Consider the following 12,862-nt stretch of genomic DNA (forward strand, 5'->3'; position numbering starts at 1 on the left):
AGTTATTTACTCTCACTAGTGACAAAAGCTTTGGCACTGCCGTACCCTTTGTTGAATTTTTGCAGAGCTTTATCCATTTGATTTTTGTTCAAAATAGTTGGGCCACCAGCAACCAATGTGCGCCAATAGACGTCACAAAGTGTTTCAACTTCCATTGCCATGGATAAAGCTTGTTTCAGACTGTTTCCCAAGGCGATTTGCCCATGGTTTGCCAGTAAACAGGCCTTGCGATCTTTAAGTGCTTCGACCGCAACAACTGAAAGTTCTTTGGTCGCAAAGGTCTGGTAAGGTGCACAGCGGATGGTGTCGCCACCCATCAGGCCGATCATATAATGGAACGGAGGAATATCCTTTTGCATACAGGCAATTGTCATAACCGCTTTGCCGTGCGTGTGTACAATGGCACCAACATCTGGCCTGTCATCGAAAATATCCTCGTGAAAACGCCATTCACTAGATGGCTTTCTCAGCCCGTTTGGACTTTCGTAAGTTCCATCCATCCGCTTCAGTACAATATCTGCAGGCGTAATATCTTCGTATGCCATGCCAGATGGGGTGATTAAAAAACCGTCTTCTACTCTTACAGCTGCGTTACCTGATGTGCCCTGATTAATACCCATCCTGTTCATTTCCAAAACGGTGTGAATGAGGTCGCGGCGTAGTTCTATAAATTTCATCAAAATAACCTTATTTCGTTATCTCGTATTGCGTTAGTTGATTCAGTGCTTTTATGAAAAAATCGTCTGTTCCAAAATTGCCAGATTTCAAGGCCAAAGCTATTGGTTTTTCATTAATAATTGTGCTGGTCCATGGAACACCCGGATCAATTTGTGGACCGATAGACATCGTTTTGACCGCTAAAGCATTTATGACTGCACCCGACGTTTCGCCACCGGCAACGACAAAACGATTAGCCCCCAAAGCGTGAAGTTTTTGTGCTATCTCACCTATGACAGCTTCAACGCGTGATCCGACATCAATTTGGTTCTGGTTGTTTTGTATCTGTTCAACAACTGACGGATCAGCCGATGAATATAATAATACAGGTGTGGCCGTATCTATATATTTAGTCGCCCAATTGATGGCTTCGTTAGCCACAGGTTCGCCCTTTAAAATTGCCACGGCATCAAGGCAGTAACTTGGGATATGGTTTTGAGCATAGCTTACTTGGCTTCGTGTTGCTTCCGAACAGCTTCCTGATAGAATAACGCTTGCCCCGACCGGTGCGAAAAAAGATTGCGCCTTTGTTCTGGAGCGAAGCAAACCCTGTTCTTCAAAATTTAACGGTAAGCCTTGTGCGACTGCTGATCCGCCTGTGACAAGCTTCATATCTTTACAGGCTTTTCCTATGGATCGTAGATGGTTGTCATTCAGTGCGTCTGTAATGTGGATGATCGGTTGGCCCGTTTCTTTTTCGGCAACCGCTTGGGCAATAACTTCGTGCCCTTTCTCTATTTGCTCAAAATAGAGGTTAGAAACTTTGGAAGATGATTGAGCAGAAAGAATACGCTTGATGTTAGAATCTCTCATTGGAGTGAGAGGGTGATTACGAAGAGATGATTCAGAGAGCAATCCGTGATTCACAAATAGATATCCGTGATAAACGGTCCGTCCGTTTTCCGGGAAAGCAGGGCAGGCAATCGTACTTGCACATTCAAGGTGTTTCATGAGTGCATCTGTTACCGGACCGATATTTCCTTGGTCTGTAGAGTCAAAGGTAGAGCAGTATTTGAAGAAAATTTGTTTCGCACCATGAGATTGTAACCATTTACAAGAGCTTATAGTCATTGAAATGGCTTCTTGGGCATTATTTGTTCTTGATTTCAACGCCACAACGACTGCTTCTGCATTTGGGGCAGGGGTATCGGCATTTGGTTCTCCGACAACTTGAACGGTTTTCATGCCTTCACGAACCAAAATCATAGCAAGATCGGTAGCGCCGGTTAGATCGTCTGCGATACAGCCTAAAATAATACTCATAATTTCTTCTCGGTTATTTCTGCTGAATGCGTTGAATGATTTCTTGGGTTACAGCTTTTGTTCCCATGTCGCCGCCAAATTCCATTGGGCGAATAGAATTCTCTTTAAAGCCTTGATAAATTGAATGTTCAATTTCTCTTGCTGCGTCTTCCAAGGCCTGAACGCCGGATTTATCTGCCAGATAATCCAGCATCAAAGCACCACTTAAGATAGCTGCCAGCGGGTTGGCTTTATCTTGTCCCATAATATCCGGGGCGCTGCCGTGCGCGGGTTGGAAAAGTCCGTGATTATCACCAATCTCTCCACAAGATGCCATGCCCATACCGCCAACCAAGCCGCCGGCAAGGTCGGAAAGAATGTCGCCAAACATGTTTTCCATAACCAGAACGTCAAATTCCCAGGGGCGCCTGATAAAATCCAGAGCTTGTGCATCAACGTAATTATAAGTGGATTTTATGTTTGGGAAGGAAGATTTTCTTTCATCGAAAATTTGTCGAAAGAATGCCATTGACCTGAATACATTAGCTTTATCTACACAAGTCACTTGCCCCATTCCGCCGCGTGATTTTCTTTTATCGGCTAATCTGAAGGCAAAGTTATGAAGTTTTTCTGTGGTTTTTCGTGTGATCCGAACTATGTCCTGTACTTCTTCGTCGGTCTGTACCGGACAGCGGTTATGTACCGCAGCTGAATAAAACAGACCTTCGGTTGATTCCCTCAGGATGATCATATCAATTTCACTCGCCCGAGGGTCGGCAAGACGTTGTGGGGAGTTTGGGTATGCCTTGATCGGTCGTACACCAGCATAAAGTTGAAAGCGATCTCTTAGACGCAAGTGGGGTGATATCTCTGTACCATCGACATAGCGGATAGAAGGAAGTCCAATGGCACCCAGAAATATAGCATCAGCTTTTCCCGCTGCCTCTTCCCCGCCAGACTGAATATCCAGGCCTGTTTCTTTATAATATCCCGCTCCAGCTGCGATGAAATTATAAACAAGGTTAAAGCCGTTGATTTTTTTCTGCGCTGCATTGATGACGGCCAGAGTTGCTTCAGTCACATCAACGCCAATTCCATCACCTTTTATCGTAGCAATTTGAAAAGATGGTGTACTCATTTTTTTTATCCTGTTGTTGCTTTTTTCTTCATGAAACTATTCAGAAGAATGCGTTACGTATTGTTGTTTTTTTGAGGGATGGAATTTATTTTTACTAAAATATTCAAGAAAATAAATTTCGCTTATTATTTTAATAATCCATATAAAACAACTCTCTATCGTGGATTTTGTTTCTGTAATTGTTTCTATTAAATAGATAATTTTTGTATGTGTCAATGTATACATTAAAATATACATTGACACATACTTTTAATGATTTATCGTAACCCAGGTCAGAGGTTGTTGTGGTTTTTGAAATTTTCAAATCAGCCAAACAACAATCCGAATTGAATTTAAAATGGCAAAACATGCTGTTAGCTGGGGAGGCTAAAATGTTTAAAAAATTATCTAGAATGACAACCGGAACACTTACGGCAGTCGCGTTATTGGGAACTGCAATGCTCACTTCTGGTGATGCCAATGCTGAAAAGGTGCTCCGTTTTAGTCATACGGATAATCCCGGTGGTTCCCGTCAGGCCGCTGCCGAAGTTTTTGCGGAAAAGGTTAGCGAATATACCCAAGGGCGCTATAAAGTTAGAATATACCCGGCTGGTCAATTGGCAAATGATCCAAAAGCGATTGAACAGTTACAGCTGGGTGGTGTTGATTTTACAGTTTCTGCTACAGGGAGTTATGCAACACATCAGCCCAGCCTGAATTTAACTGCGATGCCGTTCCTTGTTGATACCTATGAGCAGGGCTGGGAGTTTTATGATAACTCAGCTTGGATGAAGTCAGAGTTTGCAAAGCTACCTGAAAAAGGATTTCGCGTTCTCTCCACTTGGGAAGCTGGCTTTAGAAGTTTTACAACAAGTGATCCCCTTGCATCACCTAAAGATGCTGAGGGTAAAAAAATGCGCGTTTATCCTAACGACATGATTAGATGGACTATGGAAGCGATCGGTTTCCAAACTGTGGTGATGCCAATTACTGATGTTTATCTTTCTATCCAACAGGGCGTTGTAAATGGACAGGAAAACCCGGTTGATACAATTAAATCCCTTCGTTTTTACGAAGTGGCCCCGAATATTACGCTGACCCGTCATGTTTACAGCCCTCTGCCTCTAACAGTTTCAGAGCAGACTTGGCAGAATTTTTCTCCTGAAGATCAGGCCGCGGTCCAAAAGGCGGCAAATGAAGCGTCTGCTTTCAGCCGTAAACTGGTGCGTGATTCCGTAAATGGTCAAATTGAAGAGATGAAAAAAGCAGGTGCCACCGTAAGTGTTCCTGAAATTGGTCCATTCCGTGATTCAGTTCAATCAGTATATGAAAAAGCCAAAGGTATCTATGGTGACGAAGTTGAAAAGGTCCTGGCTGATACTGCTGAAATTCGTAAAAAACTCCCGGCAAACTAAGTTTTAAGTTATTGAAGTGCCTTTTCTTTCGAGAAGGCACTTCTTTTTATCAAGATTGGGAGCCCATATTGTGGATTACCGAAATCGATATCCCGCTTTGTTAAGGTATCTAAGCAAATCGATAGATGTCTTTCTTGTATCTGGCGGCGTGATTGTTCTCTTACTTATTTTTTCCAATGCGGTATTACGTGGGGCTGCAGGATTTGATCTAGCTTGGTCACTAGAAGTAACAGCGTTTTTACTCTTGTGGTTGACTTTTCTGGGGTGTGCTGCGGCTACTGCACGTGGTGCACATATGCGTGTTACAGAGATTGTTGAAAACCTCGTTCCTCTTAAGCTGCAATCCCTATTGCAAATTCTGATCAATCTAGTGATCACAGTTATATTGGTAACTGTACTCTACAATGGAAGTAACATAGCCCTGCATACCTGGGCCCAGAAAACGACAGTTCTGTATTGGCCAGTGGGTCTTTTGTATGCATCATTGCCGGTTGGAATGTTACTTACACTGATTTTTCATCTGTATAATTGCTTCATAGATATACAGGGCATCTCTAAAAATATTGATGGCGGGATTTCGAAATCCGATGACCATAGTTGGGAGGATTTCGAATGATTTTACTATTCATCTGTGCCGTATTTCTTTTTACAATTGTGATCGGAATACCACTTGTCTGGGCAATTCTAATTACAGCAATATTGCCCATATTTGTATTTGATTTGGGATATCCGTTACAGGCTGTATATCTGAACTTTATAGGCGGCGTAGAACCAAATCATTTTATTGCCATACCACTGTTCATTTTTGCAGGTGAATTGATGGGGCGTGGTGGGGTTGGCCAACGAATTATCGATTTTGCAAAAGAAGCTTTTGGCTTTTTACCCGGTGGCCTTGGGTTTGTTGTTGTTGGTGCGTCTATGCTGTTTGGCGGTATTTCCGGATCAGCGATTGCAGATTCCGCAGCAATTGGTTCGGTCATGATTCCAAATATGGCCAAGCAAGGTTATAAAAAAGCTTTCGCAGGTGGTCTGGTTGCTGCTGCAGGAACCATTGGCATTATTATTCCGCCATCAATTCCGATGCTTATTTATGGTTTTGTCGGCAATGTATCTGTGGCTGATTTGTTTTTGGCTGGTGTTGTTCCTGGGCTTATTTTTGGCCTGCTGTTTATGGCTGTGTGTTACTATGTCGGGAAAAAAACAAACTGTGATCCCGGGGGGCAGCGTACTTCTGCCAAGGCTCTTTGGCGATCATTTGTGCGATCTGCACCAGCGTTATTCATGCCTGTTTTAATACTTGGTGGAATTTTTGGCGGGATTGTTACCCCAACAGAAGCTGCTGCTGTTGCTGTGGTCTATGGTTTCTTTGTTACTGTTGTTCTGTACAGAGATTTTCATATCAAAGAAATGCCAAAGTTGATCGTTGATTCTTTCATAACCAGTGCAATTGTTATGGTTGTCATCGGTGCGACAACTGTATTGGGCTGGCTTATAACACTTGAACAGCTTCCACAAATGCTTGCACAGTTTATCAACAGCGTGTCCGAAAATCCATTTACCTTTTTGTTACTGGTTAATGTTGTTTTGTTAATGCTTGGTTTGGTTCTGGACCCATTGCCAGCAATTCTGTTGACGGCACCTTTGTTTATTCCCACGGCAATGAACTTTGGTGTAGATCCCGTGCATTTGGGGGTCATTATGACGTGTAATGTCGCGGTTGGATTGTTTACACCGCCCGTTGGTGCAACACTTTATGTCGCATCTCGGATCTCTGGTGTGGGGGTTCTGTCAATCGCGAGGGCAATGGCGCCACTTTATTTAGCTGCTATTTCGGCCTTGTTACTGGTTACCTATGTTCCGGCAATATCCATGACAATGGTAGAGCTATTCCGGTAGTTTTGCGCTATGTTTCGTGAACTTGATTATCATGAGCCTGAATTAAACAGCAAAATTCAGGCTCATTTAATCAATGAGTATTAAGGTTAAGAATACAATGATAAGTCTTGATAGTATCGAGAGTGTGGGCACAGGTCTGAACAGACCAGAATGTGTTTTGGCAACATCAAATGGTCGTTTGTATACAGCTGACTGGCGCGGCGGTGTCGGTATAACCGAAGCTGATGGGGCTCAGTGGTATTTGTTACCGAATGATAAATCTCTAAATCTAAAGCCAAATGGCATATGCCTTATGCCGGATGGTTCTGTTTTAGTCGCTCATTTAGGTGACACAGACGGTGGTGTCTATCGTATAGCCGAAGACGGGACAACTACGCCGTTTTGTATAGAGGTTGATGGGGAACCGCTCCCCCCGAGTAACTATGTGCATTTAGATCATAAAGGCCGTGTCTGGATAACCGTTAGTACACGAAAGATGCCTAGAAGCGAAGGATATAAACCTGATGTGTGTGACGGGTTCGTCGTGCTGGTTGATCCATCAACAGAAAATAGGGAACCTAGAATAGTTGCCGATAATCTTGGTTATACAAACGAATGCTTGGTTAGCCCAGATGGCAACACGCTCTATGTAAATGAAACCTTTGCTCGAAAACTGGTCTCTTTTGATATTGCTGGAAATGGCGATCTCTCTAATAAAAAAATAGTTGCAGAGTTCGATCAGGGGACATTTCCTGACGGTATGACCTTTGATACCAAAGGCGGAATATGGATTACCTCTATTGTAAGCAACAGGGTTATCCGTATTGACCCGGATGGTTCTCAGGTCATTATGATCGAAGATTGCAAACAGGATCACTTGGCATGGGTAGAAGCTGCATTCCAAGCCGGGGAAATGGGACGACCACATCTGGATAATGCACAAAGTAAAAAGTTAAAAAATATCTCTAGTTTAGCATTTGGTGGTGATGATTTAAAAACGGGATACCTTGGCTGTTTGTTGGATCAGTCTATCTATTCTTTTGCGTCGCCTTATCAGGGACACGCACCTGTGCACTGGAATTTTAGCGGGCCTCAAAAAATCTTGCCAAATAGTGAGATTGCATCCTGATGAAGCCTTCAAGAACACTAAAGGTTGCGACTGTCGGGACGGGTTATTTTAGTCGATTTCAATATTCTGCCTGGGCTAGAATTCCCGAGGTGGAAATCGTTGCTATTTGTAATCGAACGTTGGAACCTGCTCAAGAATTGGCGAATAGATATCAGATTAAATCTATCTATCACGATTTTGATCAAATGTTGGATGAGGTTGCGCCAGATCTGGTTGATATTATCACCCCCCCGATAACGCACCAATCATATGTTCGGTCATGTGTCGACAGGAGTATTCCTGCGATCTGCCAAAAGCCTTTTACGCCTTCTCTCAAAGATGCGACTGATTTGGTGTGCCTGATCAAAGAAAAACAGGCCAAAATCATTATTCATGAAAACTTCCGGTTTCAACCATGGTACCTGAAAGTCAAAGAGCTTTTGGCAGAAAATATTTTAGGTGAATTGTATCAAATTTCTTATGCGCTTCGTCCCGGTGATGGGCAGGGGGCAGATGCCTATATGGAACGACAACCTTATTTTCAGCAAATGGAACGTCTATTGGTGCACGAAACGGCAGTGCATTTGATTGATGTTTTCCGTTTTCTTTTTGGAGAAATAAAATCAATTTATGCTGATCTAAGGCGTCTAAACCCCGTTATTAAAGGGGAAGATGCCGGTATCATTATTTTTGATTTTACCAATGGAACGCGCGGGGTTTTTGATGGAAATAGATTGTCTGATCATAAAGCCAACAATCGCCGTCTAACTATGGGTGAGTTAAAGATTGAGGGTGCGAAGGGGACTTTGTTTCTGAACGGCGATGCTGAATTATCTTTTCGTCGGCATGGTGATAACCAAGATGAAAAAATAAACTATAGTTGGAACGATTGTGATTTTGGCGGTGATTGCGTTTATAATCTGCAACGTCATGTTGTTGATCATTTGTTGTATAACAAAGAGATCATGAACACGGCGTCTGAGTATTTATTAAATGTTCAGGTGGCTGAAGCTGCATATCGGTCAAATGATCTTGGGAAGTGTCTTAATTTGATTGATCGCTAAAACAACTCTTGATAAACGCAATAGTGTTGTTAAAAAATTTGCTCAAATATAAAGGGGATAGTCATTGGTGACGGCACTAAAAAAAAAGAAATCTAAATCACCAAAAATCTCTTTAACTGAAAAGGCATACAGAGAGCTTAAACGACGTATTCTGGAAAATGAGTTGCCACCGGGGACACAGCTTATGGAAGGCGAACTGGCAGAGCTGCTAGCCATAAGTAGAACCCCGGCGCGCGAGGCGATGACACGGTTGGAAGTCGAAGGTTTGGTTGAGGTTCGTGCCCGTCATGGTATGAAGGTTAAACCAATATCGGTTTCCGATATGAAAGAAATTTATGCATTGCTAACAGGCTTGGAATCAACGGCTGCATGGCAAGCTGCAAAACGAGATCATAGCAAGAAAGAGATTGAGAGCTTAAGAGATACCGTTAAGGATATGGAGCGGGCTTTACAGACGCAGGATCTGAAACTTTGGGCTTCATCTGATGAAAAATTCCACAAAGTTCTTGTCTCTATGAGTGGTAACAATAGGCTGATTGAACTAGTCGATCGTTTCATTGATCAATCCCATCGGGTCAGGATGTTGACTTTAACGTTACGGCCACTCCCCGCGCAATCAAATGAAGATCATGCAAAAGTTGTTGATGCCATAGAAGCAAAAGACGCAGATACTGCCCGTCGTATTCACCGTATACATAGGGAAAATGCCGGTAAGCTTTTGGTTGAACTGCTGGAAAAGCATCATCTTACACAATTATAAGAAAACAGTTTGACTATATTGTACCCAGTTGTCTGGTTGGCAATGGTGTTCTTAACGTCATCATAAATTCCGCTGTTCAATTCATAAAAAATATTACAAATATTATTTTCCTGAAAAGGGCCTTTGAGAAAGCATGTTTGATATTTTAATCAAGGTTTCCCCTTTTTTTGGTCTTGTTGCTCTTGGTTATCTGATTAAACAAAAACAGATTATATCAGTAGCTGGGCAGTTATATCTCACGCGCTTTATCATGTATGTCTCGCTTCCTGCTGTTCTGCTAGAAAAGCTCGCGACGACAGATTTTGACATGTTGTTAAATTTCAAATTTCTGGGGGCTTATAGCTTTTCCTTACTCCTTCTCTTAATGTCGAGTGGAGCCCTCGGTTTTCTTGTCTTTGAGCGCAAGGCATCGCATGCCATTATGATAGGCCTTGGCAGTGTCTATGCAAATATTGGCTTTCTAGCTATCCCGGTCTTGGCGCTAAGTGTTGGTGAGTGGACCTCTATTCCGCTTGCTCTTATGCTGACAATTGATCTGGTGATCCTGTTGCCGCTAGCTTCTTTTTTCTTACAGCTTACGACAATGCAAAGTGTGGATAATGCCCACACCCCTATGAAAATTTTAAAGCGTTCTCTTCTCAATCCCTTGATTGTTTCTATTGTCATTGGGCTTTGTCTGTCAGCTATGAGGATTAAGGTGGGGGAGCCGATAACAGATATCTTGAAATTTATTGGAAATACCGCAGGGCCTTGTGCCATGTTTATTGTCGGGACATCGTTGGTTGGACGAAAAATAAGCGCAAAGCCTTATGAGGCTGGTTTCATATCTATTTTCAAGCTCTGTATCGCCCCTTTTGTTGTTTTTGTGGTGATGACAAGCTTTGAGGTTTCCCCCACATGGATAATGGCTGCAACTTTGGGTGCTGCTATGCCATGCGCCGCTGTTTTAGGTGTTGTTGCAGAAGAATATAAGGTCATGCCTTTCCAAGCCTCTACGGCGGTTGTCTTGACAACGTTATGTGCTGCGGGAACTCTGCCGTTCTTAATTCATTATTTTCCTGGTTGAAATTTATATGAAATCTGGATGGCAGTGACCTGTCGTCTTTTCCTAAGGCTACGCAAATAAAGCGTAGCAATCTTCACGATGCCTGAGATGCGTTTGATGTCGTTTGTGATTAATTATTAACGATCGCGAATTGATAGTGTTACAATTGATACAAATAACAATTGCTTAGACATCTAACAGATACCTTCACCTGGTACTGTAATTAGATAGAATTATTGTATTGTGGCTCATATATGAAAGAAATTGATGGGGTGAAGTCTGTTTTTGAGGCGGTATTGCAAAAGGGATCTCAAATGGAGGCTGGTTGTGCGACCTTCGATCAAGCTGGGCGTTTGCTCACGATGGATGATAGTTTTTTGCGGTTATCAGATGAAGAAAAACAAGGTTTCTCTGATACAAAGGCAGAGCAATATGTATTGGAAAGATCCTTAGGCGGGACTGAAAACTCAACAAAAATTAAACAAGTTGTTCGTAGATGGCGATCCTCTGAAAAAGGTTTTATTTGGCAAGGTCATGTTGGTGATAAGCTTACATTATCCCGTTACATAACATCAGAAGGTAAAACCTGTTACCTGAAAGTTCCTCTTGAAAATGAAGCATTAAACGATCAAATACCCTCGTCGGAGGTGCTTTTTGATGTAATCCAGTCATTAGATATAGCTGTCGCACTTTATGATGCAGATCTGTGCTTCGTCCTCTCAAATCAAAAGTATGCCGATATGATTGCTGTGCGTCAGGATCAGTTGCGTCCGGGGCAGCCTATACATGAAATTATGCAAGGCTTGACTACGAAAAATCGAGATCACTGTGATCATGATGCTGCAATCTCACTTGCCCGAAAAGCCAAGAAACTTGTTAGCAAAATTATTGAATCTATCACGCGTTATGAAAAGGGGCTTGAAGTAAAGCGTTCAGACGGCCGGATACTGTTAAGTTCTTCACATGAAACCGGGTTTGGCGGTTATTTGGTAACGGTCAAGGATGTTACGGAACAAAGACAAATCGAAGAAGCCCGTCGTGAAGCCGATATGTTGTTGCATAAAATTGTCGAAGCATGTCCCACGAACTTTTTGGTATCTCGCGTTTCTGATGGAAAAATCATATATTTTCCGCCAGCTTCCCGTGATCGATTTGGCGATATTGATACCGCAAAAAGCTTCTTTATAAAGCCTCAGGACCGTGAAGACTATCTTAAGGCCTTGCTTCCAACAGGGACTTTGGATGATTACAGGGTTCAATTTCGTCGGCGAGATGGTTCTATTATGCAGGGACTGACTTCTGCGCGTGTTACGGATTATAAGGGGGAAGACGTTATTGTTTCTTCCACGCGTGATATTACAGAACAGCTTTTGATGCAAAAAGAGTTGGAAGAGCAACGGGAAATTGCGCATCAGAATGAAAAAATATCAGCACTGGGCGGTTTGCTTGCGGGGGTTGCACATGAACTGAATAACCCACTTTCTATCGTCGTAGGTTATGCCTTGATGCTTCAGGATAAAACGGATGATCCCGAGGTAAAGCGAAGAGTAGATCGGATTGCAATCGCTGCGGAACGTTGCGCCAAAATCGTTAAAACATTTTTGGCTATGGCAAGACAACGCCCGATGCAGATAGAAAATTGTAATTTGAACGAAGCAATCGAAGTTGCCATGGATGTTGCTGGTTACGGGTTAAGGGTATCTGGCGCGAAAATAACTTTATCATTGGCAAATGATTTGCCCTGTGTTGCTGCCGACCATGATCAAATGGCACAGGTCTTTACCAATTTAATTGTTAATGCAGAGCATGCGTTGTCTGAAAAAGGTGAAGAAGGGGAACTAGTCATTCGTTCTTCCTTTGACGAGCTATTGGCAGAAGTGGTTGTTGATGTAATTGATAATGGCGTTGGTATTCCCAAGGAAATACAAGCAAGAATTTTCGAACCATTTTTTACGACCAAAGATGTCGGAAGTGGGACCGGGGTTGGCCTTGCTTTTTGTCACCGTATTGTTGATGCCCACAATGGTAACTTGTCATTCCGATCATCATTGAAAACCGGAACTTGTTTCACCGTTCGAATGAAGGCATCTGGTGAAAATCAAATCAATGATGATGTTCTTAATGTAACTGAGCCTAGAAATCTGAAGCAACGCGTTTTGGTTGTTGACGATGAACAAGGGGTCGCAGATCTAATTAGTGAAATTCTGACTGAAGATGGATATCAGGTGACAACGGTAAATTCTGCGAAAGCCGCGTTAATTGAATTACAACACCATTCATTTGAAGCCGTTTTAAGTGACGTAAAAATGCCGGGTATAGATGGCACAGAGCTTTTGCAGCGGATTACGGAACAGTTTCCGGAAATGGCTTCACGAACAGCTTTTGTCACAGGAGACACGTTAAGCACGGATGTCGCCAGTTTTATCGAACATTCAAAGTGTTTGCATATAGAAAAGCCTGTATCTCCCCGAGAGCTTGTTATGTTGGTACAATCGCTTATACAGAAAAACGGGAAATAG

At 42.6% G+C, this 12,862-nt stretch carries 11 protein-coding genes; 8 read left to right on the forward strand and 3 right to left on the reverse strand.

Annotated features, from left to right (window positions below):
* Window positions 1–2 precede the first annotated feature (2 nt).
* Genes WH95_RS11270 through WH95_RS11280 form a run of 3 tightly spaced genes read right to left on the reverse strand, consistent with a single transcriptional unit; the run spans window position 3 to window position 3,097 of the window.
* Complete coding sequence (locus tag WH95_RS11270; protein ID WP_046507069.1) at window positions 3–677, reverse strand: class II aldolase/adducin family protein; 675 nt, start codon at window positions 675–677, stop codon at window positions 3–5.
* Window positions 678–687: 10 nt separating this feature from the next.
* A complete protein-coding gene (otnK, locus tag WH95_RS11275) occupies window positions 688–1,980 on the reverse strand; it encodes a 3-oxo-tetronate kinase (RefSeq protein WP_046507072.1) in 1,293 nt (430 codons plus the stop codon).
* 13 nt (window positions 1,981–1,993) lie between these two features.
* On the reverse strand, window positions 1,994–3,097 hold the full coding sequence (locus WH95_RS11280; RefSeq protein ID WP_046507075.1) for an isocitrate/isopropylmalate dehydrogenase family protein: 1,104 nt from the start codon (window positions 3,095–3,097) through the stop codon (window positions 1,994–1,996).
* Window positions 3,098–3,468: 371 nt separating this feature from the next.
* On the opposite strand from WH95_RS11280, the gene WH95_RS11285 reads away from it, so the two are divergent.
* From WH95_RS11285 to WH95_RS20610, 8 genes are all read left to right on the forward strand, one after another.
* Entirely contained in the window at window positions 3,469–4,491 is a 1,023-nt protein-coding gene (locus WH95_RS11285; RefSeq protein WP_046507326.1) for a TRAP transporter substrate-binding protein, read from the forward strand.
* 70 nt (window positions 4,492–4,561) lie between these two features.
* On the forward strand, window positions 4,562–5,107 hold the full coding sequence (locus WH95_RS11290; RefSeq protein ID WP_046507080.1) for a TRAP transporter small permease: 546 nt from the start codon (window positions 4,562–4,564) through the stop codon (window positions 5,105–5,107).
* Complete coding sequence (locus WH95_RS11295) at window positions 5,104–6,387, forward strand: TRAP transporter large permease (protein ID WP_046507083.1); 1,284 nt, start codon at window positions 5,104–5,106, stop codon at window positions 6,385–6,387. Before WH95_RS11290 ends, WH95_RS11295 begins: the two co-directional genes overlap by 4 nt.
* A gap of 97 nt (window positions 6,388–6,484) precedes the next feature.
* A complete protein-coding gene (locus tag WH95_RS11300; protein ID WP_046507328.1) occupies window positions 6,485–7,495 on the forward strand; it encodes an SMP-30/gluconolactonase/LRE family protein in 1,011 nt (336 codons plus the stop codon).
* Window positions 7,495–8,538 carry a Gfo/Idh/MocA family protein gene (locus tag WH95_RS11305; protein WP_046507086.1) on the forward strand — a complete coding sequence of 348 codons (1,044 nt, stop codon included), beginning with the start codon at window positions 7,495–7,497 and terminating at the stop codon, window positions 8,536–8,538. Before WH95_RS11300 ends, WH95_RS11305 begins: the two co-directional genes overlap by 1 nt.
* 67 nt (window positions 8,539–8,605) lie before the next feature.
* Window positions 8,606–9,298 (forward strand): GntR family transcriptional regulator, encoded by a 693-nt coding sequence (locus WH95_RS11310; protein ID WP_052741966.1) that lies wholly within the window; start codon window positions 8,606–8,608, stop codon window positions 9,296–9,298.
* A gap of 133 nt (window positions 9,299–9,431) precedes the next feature.
* Entirely contained in the window at window positions 9,432–10,364 is a 933-nt protein-coding gene (locus tag WH95_RS11315; protein ID WP_046507089.1) for an AEC family transporter, read from the forward strand.
* 233 nt (window positions 10,365–10,597) lie between these two features.
* Window positions 10,598–12,862, forward strand: coding sequence for a hybrid sensor histidine kinase/response regulator (locus tag WH95_RS20610; protein ID WP_052741967.1), 2,265 nt, complete (start codon window positions 10,598–10,600; stop codon window positions 12,860–12,862).

Origin of the sequence: Kiloniella litopenaei (assembly GCF_000982415.1) — a bacterium.
GTDB classification, from domain to species: domain Bacteria; phylum Pseudomonadota; class Alphaproteobacteria; order Kiloniellales; family Kiloniellaceae; genus Kiloniella; species Kiloniella litopenaei.

Coding starts and splice junctions, on each gene's coding strand:
- WH95_RS11270 (WP_046507069.1), bottom strand. CDS start 677: ATGAAATTTATAGAACTACGCCGCGACCTCATTCACACCGTTTTGGAA.
- otnK (WP_046507072.1), bottom strand. CDS start 1,980: ATGAGTATTATTTTAGGCTGTATCGCAGACGATCTAACCGGCGCTACC.
- WH95_RS11280 (WP_046507075.1), bottom strand. CDS start 3,097: ATGAGTACACCATCTTTTCAAATTGCTACGATAAAAGGTGATGGAATT.
- WH95_RS11285 (WP_046507326.1), top strand. CDS start 3,469: ATGTTTAAAAAATTATCTAGAATGACAACCGGAACACTTACGGCAGTC.
- WH95_RS11295 (WP_046507083.1), top strand. CDS start 5,104: ATGATTTTACTATTCATCTGTGCCGTATTTCTTTTTACAATTGTGATC.
- WH95_RS11300 (WP_046507328.1), top strand. CDS start 6,485: ATGATAAGTCTTGATAGTATCGAGAGTGTGGGCACAGGTCTGAACAGA.
- WH95_RS11305 (WP_046507086.1), top strand. CDS start 7,495: ATGAAGCCTTCAAGAACACTAAAGGTTGCGACTGTCGGGACGGGTTAT.
- WH95_RS11315 (WP_046507089.1), top strand. CDS start 9,432: ATGTTTGATATTTTAATCAAGGTTTCCCCTTTTTTTGGTCTTGTTGCT.
- WH95_RS20610 (WP_052741967.1), top strand. CDS start 10,598: ATGAAAGAAATTGATGGGGTGAAGTCTGTTTTTGAGGCGGTATTGCAA.